This is a genomic window from Pseudoselenomonas ruminantium, assembly GCF_900113715.1.
In the GTDB taxonomy this organism is placed as follows: Bacteria; Bacillota; Negativicutes; order Selenomonadales; family Selenomonadaceae; genus Selenomonas_A; species Selenomonas_A caprae.
Genome location: NZ_FOQK01000013.1, coordinates 68,177 through 87,463 on the forward strand (window position 1 = coordinate 68,177; position 19,287 = coordinate 87,463).

General features: G+C 53.2%; 17 protein-coding genes. 5 read left to right on the forward strand and 12 right to left on the reverse strand.

Annotated features, from left to right (window positions below):
* Window positions 1-78: 78 nt before the first annotated feature.
* The 5 genes from BM181_RS08445 to putP form a co-directional block, all read right to left on the reverse strand.
* The gene (locus BM181_RS08445; protein ID WP_075443844.1) at window positions 79-2,085 is read right to left on the reverse strand and encodes a methyl-accepting chemotaxis protein; all 2,007 of its coding nucleotides are present in this window, start codon (window positions 2,083-2,085) and stop codon (window positions 79-81) included.
* A 125-nt stretch (window positions 2,086-2,210) separates the two neighbouring features.
* Window positions 2,211-2,675 carry a chemotaxis protein CheX gene (locus tag BM181_RS08450; RefSeq protein ID WP_075443846.1) on the reverse strand — a complete coding sequence of 155 codons (465 nt, stop codon included), beginning with the start codon at window positions 2,673-2,675 and terminating at the stop codon, window positions 2,211-2,213.
* 4 nt (window positions 2,676-2,679) lie between these two features.
* A complete protein-coding gene (locus BM181_RS08455; protein ID WP_075443848.1) occupies window positions 2,680-3,543 on the reverse strand; it encodes a response regulator in 864 nt (287 codons plus the stop codon).
* A gap of 168 nt (window positions 3,544-3,711) precedes the next feature.
* A complete protein-coding gene (locus BM181_RS08460; RefSeq protein ID WP_075443850.1) occupies window positions 3,712-4,077 on the reverse strand; it encodes a VOC family protein in 366 nt (121 codons plus the stop codon).
* Between the two features lie 23 nt (window positions 4,078-4,100).
* A complete protein-coding gene (gene putP / locus BM181_RS08465; RefSeq protein WP_075443852.1) occupies window positions 4,101-5,579 on the reverse strand; it encodes a sodium/proline symporter PutP in 1,479 nt (492 codons plus the stop codon).
* Between the two features lie 301 nt (window positions 5,580-5,880).
* On the opposite strand from putP, the gene BM181_RS08470 reads away from it, so the two are divergent.
* Window positions 5,881-7,263 carry an NAD(P)/FAD-dependent oxidoreductase gene (locus BM181_RS08470; RefSeq protein ID WP_075443854.1) on the forward strand — a complete coding sequence of 461 codons (1,383 nt, stop codon included), beginning with the start codon at window positions 5,881-5,883 and terminating at the stop codon, window positions 7,261-7,263.
* Window positions 7,264-7,405: 142 nt separating this feature from the next.
* Window positions 7,406-7,876, forward strand: a complete 471-nt coding sequence (locus BM181_RS08475; protein WP_075443856.1) for a hypothetical protein — start codon at window positions 7,406-7,408, stop codon at window positions 7,874-7,876.
* A 26-nt stretch (window positions 7,877-7,902) separates the two neighbouring features.
* Here the strand turns inward: BM181_RS08475 and nudC are convergent, their stop codons facing one another.
* From nudC to BM181_RS08510, 7 genes are all read right to left on the reverse strand, one after another.
* Entirely contained in the window at window positions 7,903-8,739 is an 837-nt protein-coding gene (gene nudC / locus BM181_RS08480; protein WP_075443858.1) for an NAD(+) diphosphatase, read from the reverse strand.
* 104 nt (window positions 8,740-8,843) lie between these two features.
* Window positions 8,844-10,211: an AMP-binding protein gene (locus tag BM181_RS08485; RefSeq protein WP_075443860.1), complete on the reverse strand. Its 1,368-nt coding sequence runs from the start codon at window positions 10,209-10,211 to the stop codon at window positions 8,844-8,846.
* The gene (locus BM181_RS08490) at window positions 10,208-11,356 is read right to left on the reverse strand and encodes an acetyl-CoA C-acyltransferase (RefSeq protein WP_075443862.1); all 1,149 of its coding nucleotides are present in this window, start codon (window positions 11,354-11,356) and stop codon (window positions 10,208-10,210) included. Before BM181_RS08490 ends, BM181_RS08485 begins: the two co-directional genes overlap by 4 nt.
* Window positions 11,357-11,539: 183 nt before the next feature.
* On the reverse strand, window positions 11,540-15,166 hold the full coding sequence (locus BM181_RS08495) for an autotransporter domain-containing protein (RefSeq protein WP_143092150.1): 3,627 nt from the start codon (window positions 15,164-15,166) through the stop codon (window positions 11,540-11,542).
* A 97-nt stretch (window positions 15,167-15,263) separates the two neighbouring features.
* On the reverse strand, window positions 15,264-15,833 hold the full coding sequence (locus BM181_RS08500; protein WP_075443864.1) for a hypothetical protein: 570 nt from the start codon (window positions 15,831-15,833) through the stop codon (window positions 15,264-15,266).
* Window positions 15,830-16,030 (reverse strand): 4Fe-4S dicluster domain-containing protein, encoded by a 201-nt coding sequence (locus BM181_RS08505; RefSeq protein ID WP_075443866.1) that lies wholly within the window; start codon window positions 16,028-16,030, stop codon window positions 15,830-15,832. Before BM181_RS08505 ends, BM181_RS08500 begins: the two co-directional genes overlap by 4 nt.
* A gap of 146 nt (window positions 16,031-16,176) precedes the next feature.
* The gene (locus BM181_RS08510) at window positions 16,177-16,770 is read right to left on the reverse strand and encodes a hypothetical protein (protein ID WP_075443868.1); all 594 of its coding nucleotides are present in this window, start codon (window positions 16,768-16,770) and stop codon (window positions 16,177-16,179) included.
* 37 nt (window positions 16,771-16,807) lie between these two features.
* Between BM181_RS08510 and BM181_RS08515 the strand changes: the two genes are divergently transcribed.
* The 3 genes from BM181_RS08515 (at window position 16,808) to ald (ending at window position 19,108) form a co-directional block, all read left to right on the forward strand.
* Window positions 16,808-17,164, forward strand: a complete 357-nt coding sequence (locus tag BM181_RS08515) for an MFS transporter (protein ID WP_075443870.1) — start codon at window positions 16,808-16,810, stop codon at window positions 17,162-17,164.
* 174 nt (window positions 17,165-17,338) lie between these two features.
* Window positions 17,339-17,848, forward strand: a complete 510-nt coding sequence (locus BM181_RS08520; protein WP_075443872.1) for a phosphatase PAP2 family protein — start codon at window positions 17,339-17,341, stop codon at window positions 17,846-17,848.
* Between the two features lie 141 nt (window positions 17,849-17,989).
* Entirely contained in the window at window positions 17,990-19,108 is a 1,119-nt protein-coding gene (gene ald / locus BM181_RS08525; RefSeq protein ID WP_075443874.1) for an alanine dehydrogenase, read from the forward strand.
* Window positions 19,109-19,287: the final 179 nt, after the last annotated feature.

A 19,287-nucleotide genomic window follows, 5' to 3' on the forward strand; every position in this document is an offset into this window, starting at 1 on the left:
TGCCAACTCCCTTTTTTTAAAAAAGCAGGCGGCACATCCTTCGATGTGCCGCCTGCCACTGGACAATATCTGCGTCCGTCAGATGCGGAACTTGGCTACCTCGCCAGCCAGTTTCTCTGCCTGCTCGGCCAGGCTGCGGGTCGCCGCCGCGATTTCCTGTGCCGAAGCCGACTGCTCCTCTGTCGTTGCCGACACGGACTGTGCCCGCGAAGCATTCTGATTGCTGATCGTAGCGATATCCTGCACCGACTTCTGCATCGAAGTCGTGCCCTCAGCGATGCTGCGGAAATTCGTCGCTACCTCATCGATTCCCATCGACAGCGAATCGATCGATATCTTGATGGATTCAAACACTTCATCAGCACTCTTGACAGAATCCATGCTGCTCATAACACTCTCCGAGCTGAGCTCGCTGGCCGCCACAGCTTCCTTCATATCGCTCTGGATTTTCGTCACGAGGTTGGCAATCTGCTGCGTCGACGATGCCGACTCCTCAGCCAGCTTGCGTACCTCATCGGCCACAACGGCAAAGCCGCGGCCAGCCTCGCCAGCACGAGCGGCCTCAATAGCAGCATTGAGTGCCAACAGATTCGTCTGCTCGGCAATCCCCGAGATCATCTCGACAATCTTACTGATTTCATCGGAACTCTTCGAAAGTTCCTGGATCGACGTCTTGACCGTCGTCGTGCTGTCGTTGATATGTTTCATTGCTCCGACAACGGAGTTGATAGCATCACGGCCAGAGTTTACATTGTCGACGGTCATCTGCGTAACGGCTGCCAGCGCATCAGTATTCATCACAACACTGTCCGTACGCTCGGAGATATCCTTGGCCACATCATCCGCCGAATGCGCCGATTCCGACTGGCTGGCAATACCGCCAGCGATATCCGTGATCTGCATTGCAATCTGATTGGAGCCTTCAGCCGACTGATGCGAAGCCGCCGTAAGCTCCTCCGCTGAAGCCGATACTTTCTCGGCATTAGCCTGGATATGGCTGATGAGATCGCGCAGCGTCTGACGCATGGTCTGGAAACCGCGGGCCAGATCGCCAAGTTCATCACTGCCATCATTCGACAGCGGACGCTGGCGCAAATCGCCATCATTCAAGATTTCACACTCGGTACGCAGGGCAATGACTGGTGCTACCATGCGGCCCGATACCCACCAGATCAGCAGGGCAATGCCAACAATCATCACAAAACCAACGATTCCCATAACTGTGACCAGATGATTCGCATCCGCACGAATCTCCGACAACGGAGCTACAGACACAGCCACCCAGCTGCGATTGCCCAGATGGATTGGCGTCATGACCGCCTGCGAATCTACACCAGCAGAAGTCCTGTATGAAGCCGGAATCTGCTTATCCTGGCTGACAGCATTCGTAAAGCCATCCACCAGTGCCTTGTCGATTGTCTTATTCGAAGTCTCTTTGGATAGATCCAGCTTGCCGACATCGTCAGGCTGCTGCGCATAGGCAATGACCAGGCCATCCTGATCGGCGATGAATACACGGCCCGTTTCCATATACTTGATACGGCCGGCGATCTCCGAAATCTCATCGAGCTCGATCGTGCCGTAGACGATGCCCTTGAGCTCATTGCCATCGAGCACCGGATAGGCGATGATCGTGATCAGCTTGCCGCTGGTACCCGAAACGGACGGCCCCGTCATGACCGGTTTTTTCGTCTCGCGGACCTGCTTGATGTAGTCACGCGACGAACGGTCCATGTCCTTGCCCTTCTCGCTGTAAGCCTTGCCATTCACATCGGAAAAGGCCAGCATTGCAAAGCCTTCACTCCTGGCCTTGCTGTCAGCCAGGATCTTCGTGCGCTGCGCCCGATCACCATTGATGATGCCATGATTATGCGCCAGCTCACTGACCAGCATTTCCTTCTTCTGAAACGTCTTCTCAATTTCCAGCGCCGTGCTCTTGCCGATTTCCTGTGAAATCGTATCGGCATTGCGAAACAATGCCTGGCTCGACATATAGTAGCTGATTGCAAAGAATACAATAAAGCTACCTAGAAACAGCGGCAAAAAACCTGCCAGAAATTTTGTCCTTAGACTGTTAAGCTTCATACTCAACCTCCTAAATACCCTCGCCAGATTTCCCTATCTGGCCATACCTACAACACCTGTCAATGTCAGAAAAAGCATTGCATGAAACACTTCATGCAATGCCCATTTCTAATCCATGTCTAATATTACTGCTGCTCTACGGCAATGTCAAGTTCAACCGTATGACCAGCCAAATCCATCTCGACAGTCAGATACTGTCCGTCACTGATTTTGACCTGGAAATCCTTACCGATCGAAAGCGACGGCGTAGAGATATCCACTTCAAAGCCCATTCCCGTCAGATTCGTAGCCGCATTAGCCGTGAGCATATTGCTCATCTCCGAGATGGCACTCTGGGCCATCGCATCAAACTCTGCGACCGGCATGCCCATCATCATCGTCGATGCGATGAACTTTGCCGTATCTTCCGACATATTATAGACGACATTGCCGCGGATCTGCTTCGTAAAGCCGACAATAACCGACACACCCAAGCCTACGGCATTCGTATTCTGCACACCCATCTTGACGCGCTTCGGCTCAGGGAACCCCATTTGCGGCATGACTGTCGTGAATGCATCGACAAACGGATTAACTAACTTTGCATCCATCTCATCAATCTCCTTCCGCAAATCCTACATTCATACTGATATCACCAATCCTTGTCTTCGCAACGATGCAGAACGTTGTCAGCTTCGGACTGGCGATGCGGATATTGTTGCCACAAATCGTCCCCGGCGGCGTGATACGCATCTCCTTGTCCTTGAACACATCATTGATATTCGATACACCACGGCCCACGATGATGTTGGCAGACTCCTCCACCGATTCGCTGGCCTCCTCTTCGGTCACGTCCTCGATGTTCTCCTTGTCCATCATGATCATGGAGAACTTGCGCATCGTCTCCGCTTCCATCGATACGATGGCACGCCCCACCGGATAACCGGTCAGGCCGATGATGACAGCGATGCCGCTGACATCGAGGAAATGACGCTCATCGAGCTCAACCTCGACCTCGCTGTGCACACCGATCAAGCTGAACAAGCCCTGCTGCAACGCCCGCGCAAAGGGCTTGGCATACGACTCGCGCAGCACTGCCACCTTGCCGACCTTGCTCTGGCAAAGGATCATCAGCGTATCGATGAGGTCATTGGTATTGATGGGCTTCTGCAAGAAGGCACTGATCCCAGCTTCGCGCCCCTTGGCGACAAGGCTGGCGTCCTTCATGGCACTAATCATGACAATCTTAGCATCAGGATCGATTGCCCGAATCCGACGGCTGCACTCAATACCATCTGCATCCGGAAGATTCATATCCATGGTCACTACAGCCGGCTTGCGTTCAGCATAGAACTGAACCGCTTCGGCAGCGTTTTTAGCCGTCGCACAAACCTCAAAATTCGTCTTCTTGAGGCTTCCCGCCAGCATTGCGCAGCTGATCTTGGAATCATCGACGATCATTACTTTGACTTTCTCCACAAATGCTCACCTGCTTCTCTTTATTCTTGATAGTACCCTTTTCCTAATCATATAGTTCTCAATACCTAAATTTTCGCTACACCACATTAAAATCCCTGCTATCTGTTTGAAAAATAATAAAAAAATGACATCGATGCATTCCACCGATGCCATTTGCCTGGCATGGCCTTATTTTTCGGGCAGGATCTCAATCCAGTAGCCATCGGGATCGCTGATGAAATAGATGCCCATAGCAGTATTCTCATAGCAAATGCAGCCCATTTCCTTATGGCGAGCATGCGCTGCAGCAAAATCATCCACCGTCAGTGCCAGATGGAATTCATTCTCGCCGAGATTATACGGCTCCTTGCGATCCTTGAGCCAGGTCAGCTCAAGCTCATGGGGCGTACGACCGCCATCGGACAGATACACGAGCGTGAAGTCCGGCGTCTCCAAGCGATGCGCCTCCGTGAAATCGAGCGCCTCCTGGTAGAACTTCAGGCTCTTCTCCAGATCGAGTACATTGAAATTGTTATGTGCAAATTTGAAATTCATGACTGCACCTCCCTATGGTCCTATTATATCTCACTCCGGCCTACCGAATCAAAGGTTGCGGTGATACTTTCTGCCGGTTTCTCATCCAGCTTGCTGACAATATAGATAGCAGCCAGTGCCAGCAGGAAACCCGGTACGATCTCATAGAGCCCCCAGAGAGCAACCTGCTTCCAGACCAGCACGGTCACACCACCAGTGATGATGCCTGCCAGCACGCCATTGCGCGTCGTCCGGCGCCAGAACAGGCTCATGAGCAGCGCCGGTCCGAAGGCCGCGCCGAAGCCTGCCCAGGCATAGGCAACCATATCGAGGATGAAGTTATTCGGATTGAGACCGAGGAAGATAGCCAGCGAAGCGATGACCAGCACCGAAGCACGGCTGATCCAGACGAGCTCCTTCTGCTCCGCATCCTTGCGCAGCAAGGTGCGATAGAAATCCTGGGCAAAGGCCGATGCGGCTACCAAAAGCTGCGACGACGCGGTGCTCATGATGGCCGCGAGCACCGCCGAGAGGATAAGTCCGGCCACGACTGGCGGGAACATCGTATTCGTCATCACGAGGAATACGGTCTCCGACTCCGTGCCTTCCAGCGGCGTCGTGAGGAATACGCGGCCGACCATGCCAACTGCTACGGCTGCCGCCAGCGATACGACCACCCAGGTCATCGCGATGCGCGTTGCCTGCTTGATTTCCTTGGAACTCGATATCGCCATGAACCGCACGAGGATATGCGGCTGGCCAAAATAACCGATACCCCAGGCGAGCAGCGAAATCAGCTCGATTGCTCCGAGCGTCGAACCATCCGGTTTCGTCAGCGGCTCAAGCATCGAATGCTGCACCGTATCGATAGCCGACAGCGTCGCCGCAAAACCGCCCATCTCCATCGCCGCCGTGATAGGCACGACAAGGATGGCGAAAAACATCATGATGCCCTGGATGAAATCCGTGCGCGAGACGGCCAGGAAGCCGCCGACCAGCGTATAGAAAACCACCGAACCGGCACCGATGAAGATCGCATAATGATACGGAATGCCGAATACCGTCTCAAACAGACGGCCCGCCGAGACAAACCCCGACGACGTGTAGATGATGAAGAAAATCAGGATGAATACGGCCGGCACGATGCGCAGAAGGCCGCTCTTGTCCTCGAAGCGATTCTCGAAGAACTCCGGCAGCGTCAGCGAGTTATTGGCCAGCTCCGTATACTTGCGCAGCCGGGCAGCGATGAACTGCCAATTGGCCCAAGTACCGATAGCGATGCCGACAGCGATCCAGCCGGCATTGAGTCCCGCCAGATACGCAAAGCCCGGCACGCCCATGAGCATCCAGCCGCTCATATCCGAGGCCTCCGCGCTCATCGAAGTCACCCAGGCCCCGAGCTTGCGGTTGCCGAGGAAATAATCGCTCATGTTGCGCGTCCGGCGATAGTAATAGACGCCGATTGCCATCATGAGTCCTATATATAGGATGAATGTATTAATGATTGCTAAATTGTGTACCAACGATTCTCCTCCTTACGAATGTATTACAGGTTTACAATATGCTATACATTATACCTGTAAATACAGCATATATGCAACTATAATTTATATATGAGCTATGATTTTTCTGTTATAGTGTACATCCTTTATTTTTTTCGCCGAAAAAATGCTTGCATTCTGTAAAAGCATCCCGTATAATAGCTAAGGTTTTGAAAAAGTCGATTCGATACGCAGATTGCTCACCACAGGAACAGCAAAGATCTGCGCTCTTTTCGTGCGCCCGGATATAGATCCGTGCCCGGTGTATTAGGAGGGAATTATCATGAAAAAGTATGATGTAGCGATTGTCGGCGGCGGCCCGGCCGGTGTCTTTGCGGCTTACGAACTCGCTGAGAAAAGCCCGGAGCTTCGCATCCTGCTGCTCGAGAGCGGCAAAGACATCTACACGCGTGTCTGCCCGATCTCTGCCGGCAAGGTGAAGAGCTGCATCGGCTGCAAACCATGCAGCATCATGCGCGGCTTCGGTGGAGCTGGTGCCTTCTCCGATGGCAAGTACAACTTCACGACGCAGTTCGGCGGCTGGCTCAACGAGTATCTGCCCGATGACGAAGTCATGGATCTCATCAACTACGTCGACAAGATCAACATGAAGCACGGTGCCCCCGCTGAAGTATTCTCGACCGAGAACTCCAACATCGGCCAGCTCGCCCTGCAGCATGACCTCCATCTGCTGTCGGCCAGCGTCCGCCACCTCGGCACCGAGAACAACCTCAACATGCTCAAAGCAACATACGAATACCTCAAAGACAAAGTGGAATTCCGCTTCGAGTGCCCGGTCGCCCATATCCACTCGGACGGCGCCGGTAACAACAGCCTTGAACTGGCCAATGGCGAGACGGTTGAAGCTGAGTACCTGATCGTCGCCCCGGGCCGCGCAGGTGCTGAATGGTTCTCCAACGAATGCGAGTCCCTCGGCCTGGAGCAGGAAAACAACCGCGTCGATGTCGGCGTGCGCGTCGAAGTCCCCGATGAAGTCTGGAACCACATCACGAGCCAGGTCTATGAGGCCAAGCTCGTCTACCGCACGAAACGCTATGGCGATCAGGTCCGCACTTTCTGCATGAACCCCCACGGCCATGTGGTCATGGAAAACACCGATGGCATCGTGACGGTCAACGGCCACTCCTACAGTGATCCGAGCCTCCAGAGCAACAACACAAACTTCGCGCTGCTCGTCAGCAACCGCTTCACGGAGCCATTCAAGTCCCCGCATCAGTACGGCAAGCGCATCGCTTCATTCTCGAACATGCTCGGCGGCGGCATCATCGTCCAGCGCTTCGGTGACCTCATGAAAGGCCGCCGCACGAATGCGCACCGCATGACCAAGAGCTTCACGAAGCCGACGCTCCAGGCAACGCCGGGCGATCTGTCCCTCGTCCTGCCGAAGCGCCACCTCGACAACATCATCGAGATGATCCAGGCACTCAACAACATCGCCCCAGGCATGACGAACGACGACACGCTGCTCTACGGCGTCGAAGTCAAATTCTACAGCTCCCGCGTCGTCCTGTCCAAGGAACTTGAGACGGAACTCAAGAACGTCTTCGCCATCGGCGATGGCGCCGGCGTGACCCGCGGCCTCTCCCAGGCCGGTGCCAGCGGTGTATACGTCGCACGCCGCATCCTTGACCGCCTGAAAAAATAACCTCATCAAAAATACCAGCCCCGCGTCCATGCAGACGCGGGGCTTTTTCCTGCCCAAAATCAATAGTTCCACTTAATCTTTCAGCAGTTTGTTCCGATATAATATATAGGAGTATTCTACCACCAGGAAGGATGTGGGCAAGATGACAACTATGGGCATCCCCGGCAGCAGCTATGGCTCGCCCTACGACAGCAGCTACGGCAACTACAATGGCTACAACCAAACCGATAAGATCAGCGGACAGAAATCCAATCCCGCCGAGTGCGAGACCTGCAAGCGCCGCAAATATCAAGACGGTTCAAACGAAATGGTCTCCTTCAAGGCGGCAGGCCATATCGATCCCGACAATGCAGCTTCCGTGGTCATGAGCCACGAGCAGGAACATGTCGCCAACGCCTATCAGAAAGCCGATACGGGCAACGGCGAAGTCGTCCGCGCCAGCGTCCGGCTGAAAACTTCCGTCTGCCCCGAATGTGGACGCACCTATATCTCGGGTGGCGAAACCAACACCCAGATCCGCTACTATAATGAAGACAATCCCTATCAGAAGGACCTGAAATCTTCCGACCGCAGCAAATACCTCGGCGCCAATGTGGATATTGACGCCGGATAAGATAGAGCCGGCTGCTCAGACGAGCCTCAAGCCGGCTCTTTGCCTGCCTTGAAGGTCATCATCATATGATGGGTCAGGCTCCAATCATCGGGCTGGCCTTGGATATCTGCACGCTGCACCCATACGGCTTCCTTGAGCTCGCTCCGATCCATATGGATGGTCGGGTCGCCATCCAGGTCGCAGAAAAAGCCCACGATCAGATCCTGCACACTGCCCCAAGGCTGCGATTTGTAGTAGCGGATATTCTTGACCTTGAGCCCCGTTTCTTCCATGACTTCACGGGCCACGCATTCTTCAAGCGTCTCGCCGATTTCCGTGAAGCCTGCCACCAAGGCATAGAATGGCACATCGCGATTGGCATATTTCGTCATCAAGATCTCATCGCCATTTATGATGCCGACGACCACAGCCGGGATGAGCCGCGGATAGATCACATGTCCACAGCTGTCACAGACCAGCGCCCGCTCCTCTGCTGCCGGATGCGTGTTGTGACCGCAGCGGCCACAGAAACGATTGTCGCGATACCAGGAGATGAGATGCCATGCCGTATAGGCCAGGTACATATAATGCGCCGGCCCCTTGAGCTCCCAGCGGATTTCCTTGAGCGTCTTATAGGCAAACCCCGGCAGCAGCTCTCTGTCCTCCTGCTGCGACCAGAACACATTCTGGCCATCAACGGAAAACAAGTACAGATACGTGCCATCTGACGGCAGCTGACTGCCCCTAGGGAACTCCGCCGCCTCCGGTTCGCCCCCCACCATGATGGCATTCCCGCTCACACAGATGATGATATCCGTCGCCTGCGGCTCAATCTCCGGCAGGAAACCATTGCAAAGCCGATGGGAAAACATCTCATGAATCATAATACGCACGCACCTTCCCTGAATCTTATCCAACCAAATACAGACAGCTAAAATACTAAGAGTGCTCAGCAATTGCCGAGCACTCTTATATCATAGCACGTTTTCTATTCATCCACCAGCTTGGCCAGCACGCTTCGATCCACCTTGCCCCGATCGTTGAGCGGCAGCCGTGGCAGGAACAACAGCCGGCGCGGGATCTCTACGGGCTGCAGCACCTGCCTTACCGCCTGGCGCACCTTGGCAGCGCTGACGTCGCCCTCTTTGACGACAAAGGCCGCCACGGTACTGCCACGCAGCGCATCCGCCATGGGCATCACTACCGCCGCCCGTATACCTGGCACTGCTCGCAGCTTGTTCTCAAGCCGCAGGGTATTCAGTTTGACACCGCCCTTATTGATCCAATTCTCACGCCGCCCCTCAAACATCAACTCGCCTGCCTCATTGAGCCAGCCAGTGTCCCTCACTGTATAGGGCGGTTTCAGCCCACTCACATGATACGGCGTATCTACATAGATGATCCCATCATCCACACGCAGTCCGATTCCGGGGAATGGACGGCCCAGATTGCAGCTGTCCCGCCTTTTCTCCCCGCAGACAGTGTAGGTGATATAATTCAGCTCACTGGCCCCGTAATAAAGAATGATCTTCGCCTGGGGCAGCAGCCGCTGCAGGTCGCCGATATTGCGGTCACTCAGCAGCTGCGAACCAGTGAACAGCGAACGCACCTGCATCAGCGGCTGCTTCACCTTTGCCGCCAACAGCTGCAGCTTGGTGGGCACAAGATAGATGGCATCCACCTGCCAGTCTGCCATCAGCTGCGCCCACCAGCGGCAATGCCATCTGCTGCTGGTGATAATACTGCCACCAGCATACAGCACGCCCAGCAATGCATTGAGATTTCCCGTGAAGCTCAGGCTGCCTTGAAGAAACAACCGCGTCGTACGCGTAATTTGAAAAATCTTATTCTGCACGGGGAAAAATCCTGCCCAGCTTTCATAAGTCCGGTACATGACTTTTGGAACCCCCGTAGAACCAGAACTTAAAACCCCCAGGATATCCTCAGGCTCGATTTCCTGTCCTTGCGCATCACTTCCCTGCCATGACCAGTCAAAATCTGACTGGTCAATATTTGACTGGTCAAAGTACCGCTGACGCACATCAAACAGCCCCTGCAATCTGTTTTCACACAAAATCGCCTGTATTTCCTCTGCTGGCAAGCCATGATGCAGCAAGATAGGACGCAAATGCAGGGACTGCAAGGCCAGAAAGGCCACCAGCTGGGCATTCAGCGTATCGGCCAGTACCAGGATGCTTCCGCCCATCCCCTCAGTTGCTTTCGCGGCCAGCTCTGCCCGCAGTGCATCCACCTGTACCAGCATCTGTCCATAGCTGTATTCCCGCTGATCTTCCACCAGCAGCACTTTCTCTGCCTGTTGCCCATTCCACTGCCGCAGCAACTCATAATAATTCACGCTATCATCTCCACCAAAATCGCCTCACCCATGCCGCCAGCACCAGCGATTGCCAGCAGGCCACGGCCGCCGCCAGCTGCCTGCAAGGATTTCAACAGATGCGCCAGCAGGATTCCTCCCGACGCGCCATACGGATGCCCATACGCCAATGCCCCGCCAAAACGGTTATACTGCCCGATGCAATCCGGATGCTCACGGGCAAACAGCACATCGATAACCGCAAACGCCTCATTGAACTCGATTCCCTGCAGATCCCCATAAGAAAGCCCATGACGCCGCAGCAGGACATCCGCTACCGCCATCGCGCCTCGCGGGCTTTCCGCCGGATTTCCGCCCAGCGACGCTGTCCCCAGGATGCGGGCCACGGGATGCAATCCCCGCTGCCGGACAGCTTTTCCCGAAGCCAGCAGGGCAAAGGCCGCCCCATCGTTTATCCTGCAAGCTGTCCCTGCCGTAAGGGAGGTTCCTTCCCCCAGCAGAAGCGGCAGGCGGTCAAGCAGCCGCTGGCTCATGCGCTCCCGAATGCCATCGTCCCGCTCCCAGCCATCGATCGGTACCACGATGTCGCGCATAACTCCCCGCTTTGCCGCAGCAGCCGCCCTGGCATGAGAAACCAGCGCCCAGCCCTCCTGCTCCTTGCGGCTTATGTGCTCAGCAGCGGCCACCCGCTCGGCCCCCCAGAGCATGGTGTCCTCTGCGATATCTCCTGGAGCAAACTGCGCGGTATAATAACAGCCATCGCCCTTAGATGTAAGACCGTAGCGCTCATCCTGCCTGGCATAGACACGCAAGGGCTGCAGGGACGAGCTCTCCATGCCTCCAGCCAGCCAGACATCCCCCTGTCCACTGGCAATCTTGGCATAGGCCAGCGAAATCGCCGTTGCTGCTGATGCACACTGCATATCTACCGTAAACGCAGGTACCGTCTGCCCGATGCCTGCCAGCAAAGCCATGAGCCGCGTGATATTGCCGCCTGTCCCCACAGCATTACCGCCGATAACGCCAGACAAAGGCCCCGCGTCATAACGCTGCTGCAGCGCTTGCATTACCCGCGCGCCTAACACCTCCGGCCGCACCGTTCGAAAAGGCCCATTTTTCCCCACAATCGGCGTGCGCATAGCTCCTAAGATATACACCTCTTCCATTGTCTTTGCTGCCGCCTTCTTTCTCTGTCACTTTTCTGCTGTTTCCCATTATAGATATATATACTGTAAGCGTCAACCATTTTATATAATCCAGTTTACCGTAATATCATTTTCCCCGGCCGCTATGCGCACGCAAAAATACCGCCAGGCTGAATTGGCCTGGCGGTACCTCTATACAATATTTTACCACATACGCTTGAGAGTAAGCGCGCACATCACATCTTTGGCATGTGCCCCTTTCTGCAGTCCTGCTTCACCAGCCATCGTCCAGCCAGGTGCAAACTCAGACTCACCATTGATACTCAATACGAAATGCGTCTTATCCTGTTCATTCCGCATCTCATAGCTTTCAGCATCATTGCCGACATATCCAAACCGCAAGCGCGGATCTGCACCTGCCAGTGCATGCTTCACGCCAAGGCGCAAGGCATAACTTCCCTTGGGCAGATACCGCTTGAATTCTACGCCAAGGCCCAGTGCAAAATAAGTATTCGCCGCACTAGCCACCCGTTGGCCATAAACACCAGCGCCACGCTCACGATAGCCATCCTGCCAGAGCCGTGACAACTGCACATTGCCATAAGGACTGATATGCCAAGGCGTATCCTTGAACGCATCCAGGTCGTATTTGTACTCACCGCCAAGTTCTAAGATACGGCTATCATAGTCAGCCTCTGCCGTCAGATCCAAACCGGCCAGCCCCCGGCGCAGATCATTTTTGAGCCAGCCATAATCGAGATAGACATAGCCTGCATGCGGGCCATGATTGTAGCCGCCATAGATTCCTAACCGGGTATCTTTGAGTCTGTTGCTGGCGCCTGTGTCTGCGAAGCCCACCGTTCCGTAGCTGGCAAAGGCACCGCCACGCCACATCTGCCCATAAGCACGATCCCAGCCCAGTGCCAACGTCGTACCATGATAATTCGCACCGCCCCGGAGATCGCCCCAATTCTTTGCTGCCTTGAACCAGAAATCATTATCGGACGGCTGCGGAAGTTTTGCCGAAAGTTCCATGGGCTTAGCTTCCTCTCCATCAGCCAGCTGCATTGCCGGCACCTTAACGGTCACATTTTTCTGGGCAAAAGCCTCAGTCAGCCGCGAGGAAATGATATGGCTGGTTACCGTATTCTGCTGTGCCAGGCTCATACTCTGTGCTGCCGGGTTGGCCGAGAGACTCTTCAAGGCTTTCGTGGCATCTTCCGCTTCAAGAGTGAACAATGCATGCATTGCATCACGGCGCGTATCGCCAGTATCACGCAAATGCTCATCCATATGCACCATGGCCGTATAGGTATCATTCACCGTCTGATCTGTCGCCGCCAGATTATTGGCAGCCACGGTCGTAACCTTCAACGAATCATCATCCAATTCACCAGTAGCAGACAGCATACCGCTGATAGCATACGGTTTTCCTTCCGGGTTTTTGATGCTGCCAGTGATATCCTCGGCAGTAAGGACGGTCTTCGTATCTCCTGGCAGCATATTCGTTGCCGTAACGATACTGCCATTGATATCAGCGTCGCCAGTGACTGCAATATGGCCTGCTTTCCCGCCGCCATAAGCCTGCAGCTTGCCATCAGACACGAGATCGCCTTCGATAGCGAGTGTCTTATCGGGCCCATCAGCCCCCAGTAAGCCATGATTGATGACCTTTCCGGTCGTATCATCGCTGATTCCCTCAGCCATCTCATCAGTCATGTCATTTACCATATAACTGCCACCGAGCAGCGCAGCATCTTTATCCACCGTGACATTTATTACATTGGCTGTGCCGCCATAGTGCAGTTCTCCTCCCTGGACACGCATCTTGATGTTGTCTTCGCCATTGATATTGCCACTATAGGACATGTCTCCCTGGAAATTCAGATTCGTTATCAAATCCGGATGATAGGTATCATAGCTATACGACTTGCCACCATACTGTATCGCCAAAGACTCCGAATCGTCATTCGGTGCATCATAACTGCCATCCGTATTGAAGTGCGTCCACTCGCTTGTGATATTTCCCTTAAGTGTTGCCCCTTCATGGATGTTAATATTCTTGACCAATGCATTCTTTCCGATATAGATCGCATTGGCACCACCAGCGAGCTTCCCATAAAGATCATAGCTATCCACCATAGGACCGTTCAATTCATCTGCCGCTGAATTATAGGTAAACTTATCCATCTTCGTAAGCGGCATATTCTCCGACTCTGTGATTTTCCCTTGTTCATTTACAGCACGTTTGAACCGGATATAGGAGCCACGATACTCGTCTACAGCACCATTGGAACTCGAACCAAAGTCAAAGCAAACACCATCACCATCCTTGCCCATAGCTGTAACCGTACCATTTTGAGTAATCTTATGATTGCGTCCGTATGCTACCAGCAAACCGTTGCCATTTCTGCCATCGGCATGGATTTCCGTATCTACGGGGATGTCCAGCCGATTCTCGATGCCATCGATGCGCACGCCAGTAGCACCCGTACCATGTGTCAGGATATCAGCTGCCTGCGTTACCTTATTACGTGAACCATAGATATGCAGGCCAATGCCCAACGGAACCGCACTATAGGTGTTTTCCAGATACGCAGTACCTGCTTCGTTTCGGGCCGAATAGCCCTGCGTATTCCGTATGGTACCGCCGTCGCCATAGATTGACCGGCCGAAGAATGCCTTGCGGTCAAAATTATAGCCCAAATCCTGCATGACCGCCAACTCTGCTTCCATAAATGACGTGTAGTTGCTATAAGAGCGATGGCTCATCATGCCCGCCGTCTGAAGATGTGACCCCTCAAATTTTATTATAACTTTCCCGGATTCATCCACAGATCTCTCCCAAGCATTCACAGGCAGTCCCTTTACCCCATTGAAGGTTGCATCGCCAAGCGCTTCCGTGACATGAGGACCCACAAAATACGCATAGCCCTGCGCACCAACCAGGTCTTTGTCCAGATACCGATTATCCACGATAAAGAAATCCTTCTCCTTAATCGTGGGGTTATCCTTCTTGAGTTCCGCAAACCCTGCCCGGGAAACGATTATCATCGAGGTTTTTGCCGGATTCTGATTCTGATCTACGAGGTGCAGGTTCCAGGAATCCTTACTTTTCATCGCAGGATCAAACCACACGATTGGCTCACCCCGATCGGTTTTGTCTCCCTGTCCCGCAAATTTCCCGTCTATCCCCAGCGCATGTCCAAGTTCATGCCGGAATGTCCCCACGAAATCGGTTGCCTGTTCATTGGTCGGCAGAACTGAATCGGTTTCCACCCACCAGCCACGCACGGCACCCTTTCGCTCAGCCCCCATATTATTGCCGATACTTATCTCGCTGAATGCGTATTGTCCCGCCGGGATAGTATCCTTCTTGGCCAGCTCCGCCGTCAGCTCGTTGAGGCTCCTGCCTTTGTTGATAGCTTCCTGCACATAGTTTTCCTTGATAAGGCTTATTTTCTTACCATCAGACGATAACGAATGGGTGATTGCCCCCGCATTCTGATCATCCTCCGTCGTGACAAACACCTGCCAAGGTACAGGATTCTTGGCCCGCGGCCCCAGAATACCTTTCCAATACGAGGTTGCCGAAATCGTCGCATCTACCAAATTAGCAGGCAAGTTGTATAAGCCTGGATCAATGAGATAATCAGACGCATTACCCAGTCCTTCATTTTGATGCAGAAAATTCATCTCAACCAATGGCCGGCCATCCTGATAGATATATTGCGTATCATACGCCGAAGCCGAAAATGGTGACGCCGTCAGCCACGCCATTACGGCTGTTGTCAAAACCCGTGCCATCCGTTTGCTTTGCATTCCATACATAGCTATCTCCTCCACTTAATCGCATCCTGCATAATATCGGCACTAGCAATTGTTGACATATCTTCGACAAGTGGCAAAAGAATACCTGCTTAACCTGTTATTTTTTTGTTGCTTTGGCCTTGCAGACAATTTGCGTCAAAGTTCCCATCGGGCAGTAGACGCACCAGGAGCGCGGGCGGTATACGAGCATGGTAAGGAGAGCAATAACCTCAGAAGTCAGCATCAGGCTGTAGAGTCCAAAGGCAAACTGTGCTGTCCAAGGATTCACCATCCCCGAATACGTCCACTGCCATGGAAGCTGCCAAGTCCACAGAAGTGTAACCACTGCCTGCAGAGAACCAGCGCCGCTATAAACCAGCCAGGCACTGTAGAGAACATTGCCAAACATGACAAAAAAGAACACCATGAAGCCATAGCGGAATGCCTGGCTCTTCATCCAGGCAGGCATGTCCCGGCGACGGGAAAAACCGAGCTGTCCCAAAGCTCTTAACGTCTGCCCCCGATCGCAATAGCGATTGCAGAATAGCTTATTGCCAAAGCCGATGGCCATGATCAGCGGCAAAGCAAAACTTATAAGTCCCAGCCAAGCAAAGAGTATGTTGAAAAAGCCTAAACTGAAGTAAAGCAGCGACCAAATCCACAGATAATGATACCAACACTTTTTCATGCCTGCACCTCCAACCGGATTACAGAAGCCGGACATTCCCGAACGCACCTGCCGCAGCCCACGCAGACCACGGCATCCACCTGCGCAAAACTTCCCCGATAGATTGTAAGCGCCCCGCGCGGACATACATCCACGCAGGTACCGCAAGCCACACAGTCTGCCGTCTGCACCACAGCCTGCCTTTTCTTCTTTTCCATAAAGTCCCTCCTGAATACATACTGACTTAATTATATAACCAAAGGCAAAACAGCGCTGTAATCCACTCACCATCTGGCAATATAAGGACAAAAAGCTGCTATGCCCTCTAATAGCAATAGCAGCTTTTCCCTATTTATATCCGCTTTCAGCGACGGCAAAGACTGTACGCACCAGTCCCAGAGCTCGTCAGCAAAAACGCTGTATCAGCCAGTATCCCCGCAATCAATTGCCGGCGCAAGGTATAATAATCATCAGCACGGCCACCAGCCTTGGCCCAGTAAACACCATGAACATCAAATCGTTGTTCCCAGCTGAAATGATCTTCGCTCTTATCCGTAACGATATTGACACCATCACAAGGCATGCCGTTTAACGTACAATCTTCAATCCGTTTATAGCACTGCTCAGCCGTGCTATCCGCTGCCGCGGACTTTTCCCGGCCCAGCCCATAGGCAATTGCCCCCAGTGTCTCCAAGCGCTCAGCATGATCAGTCAAAATAGCAACTGTCAGTTCTGCATAGCGCCGTTCCACATCTTCGATATGCCTATTAAGCCAGCCATGGATATCGGCCGCATCGATGATTTCCGCCAATGGCCGATTCTCATTGCGGACAAACCTCGCCGTATTTTCCAGCCAGCCTTGCTGTTCTGCTTTCGCAGCAAAACGGCGCAAAAGCTCTTCCTGCCCCTTGATTTTCTCATACATCCAATAGTGGATTGGCCCTAAAAAAGCACTCATTTTATTCCCTCCGTTTCATCACTGTCTAAAACTATACGTGAAAAAACGGAAACCGTCTGTTAAAAATGTTACAAGCTTACCGCCCAGCTTCTGTATAGATAATATTGAACTTCAGCCCCTGGTTATAATTGCCAAAACTCTTGCCAAAAATCGTACAGCCACCAGCATTAGCCGCCTCTCTGCCACCGTTTATCTTTTAGGTTTTAACCTGGCAAAACAGGGTGCCGTAGTTATCTTCTCCTCTATCGCCGGCGGCATGTATGCCTCACCGGGCTTCCAAAGCACCTATACATTCCTGGCTATAAGCGTGCTGCTCATCACTGTTATCAGCGTCTTTACGCTAAAAAACGATAAAGCGATAAAGGAAAAGCTAGTGGCCGCCGTAGAAAAATAACCTTCTCAAAAATCGAATCTTCACCATAAAATGCAGCCCCTTAGTTGACCAGATTCTGGCGAACTAAGGGGCTGTCGTGATTTCAACAGACCGCCTTGCCATTTGACAGTACCAGAATCAATATACTATAATACCAAAATGTTTTCCCATCCTATTTATTAATGTGAGGTTTTTATGGACATAGCAATTCTTATCTGGATTCAAGAACATATGCGTACCGATTGGCTGACACCTGCCATTCAGCTGATCAACACGATTGGACATTATGGTGCCTTTTGGCTGGTACTTGCCTTGGTCCTGGCACTGCACAAAGCCACGCGCCAACAGGGAATACTCGTCACAAGTTCCATTCTTTTCTGCGGTGGCATAGCCGAAATCCTGAAGCATCTCGTCATGCGCCCGCGTCCTTTCCTGACGCACCCCGAGCTTCTGCCTCTTAGCCATCTGCCCCACTCGTTTTCCTTTCCTTCCGGCCATACGGTCTGCGCTTTTGCGGCAGCTTTTATCTTCTGGCGCACCTGCCGCAATCGTTACGGCTATCTTGCTCTGTGCCTCGCGGTAATCATGGCGTTTTCCCGTCTCTACGTCGGCGTGCACTATCCCAGTGATGTCCTTGGCGGCATAGTGATTGCCGCACTTGGCAGCTTTGTTGTCTGGCATTACCGAAATAAATTGGACCGCTAAACAGGAATCCACCTCCCATGCAGCGAATATTGCCTTTATAACGCCGAGAATCGGAAGAGAGATGCTCGCCACCTATAAAGGTGGGAGACATTTTCTTCCGCGTTATAGTTTCATGCATTGTCACTTTATGGAGGCGATATCATGCGGATTGGTGTACCAAAAGAAATCAAGAATAACGAGAATCGTGTCGGCCTTACGCCCGCAGGGGCAGAGGCGCTTACCAAAGCCGGCCACAAAGTCCTGGTGGAGCAGGGCGCAGGGCTCGGCAGCGGTTTTGCCGATGCGGATTATACGGCCGTTGGCGCTTCGCTCTCAGCTGACAAGCAAAAGCTGTTCGACGAAGCAGAGATGATCATCAAAGTAAAAGAACCCCTGCCGGAGGAGTATGACCTCTTCCATGAGGGCCAGATACTCTTCACCTATCTGCACCTGGCGCCAGAGCCCGAGCTGACTGCCGCACTGCTGAAGCACAAGGTGACAGGCATCGCCTACGAAACCGTCGTCGGCAGAGACGGCAGAAGCCTGCCGCTGCTCGCCCCCATGAGCGAGATTGCCGGACGCATGTCGGTACAGATCGGCGCCCAGTTCTTGGAAAGCCGCTATGGCGGGGCCGGTGTCCTGCTGGGCGGAGTCAGCGGAGTTGCCCCGGGACAAGTCGTGATCATCGGCGGCGGTGTAGTCGGTACGAATGCCGCCAAGATAGCCGTCGGGCTCGGTGCCCGCGTGACCGTGATCGATCTGTCCTGCGAACGCCTGCGCTATCTGGATGATGTCTTCGGCGGCCGCATCGCCACCGTCATGTCCAACAGCTACAACATCGCCGAATGGGTCGCACAGGCAGACCTGCTGATTGGTGCAGTATTGGTGCCTGGGGCCAAGACCCCGCAGCTCGTAACCGAAGACATGGTCAAGACCATGCGCCCCGGTTCCGTCATCGTCGATGTCGCCATCGACCAGGGCGGCAGCATTGCTACCTGCGACCGGGTCACCACGCATGAGGATCCTACCTTCACCAAACACGGCGTAGTCCACTATTCCGTGGCCAATATCCCCGGCGCAGTTTCACGGACCTCGACCTTGGCACTGACCAATGCCACCCTGCCCTATGCCCTGCGGATTGCCAGCAAGGGCTGGGCAGCTGCCTGCCACGAAGATCCAGGACTTGCCGAAGGCCTCAATACCATCGCTGGCAAGCTCGTCAATCAGCCGGTCGCTGATGCCCTTGGCCTACCGTTTACCTGCAAAGACAAATTATTCTGATTTGTCCTGACCGCATAAAATCCGTTCAGCGTATTGTAGAGACCCCCATAAGTTAGACCAAGGAATCTAACTTATGGGGGTCTTTTTATGGCAAAATATAGTGCAGAATTTAAATGTAAGGTAGTCCAAGAGTATTTGAATGGACATATAGGATATACTGCCTTAACAAAAAAATATGA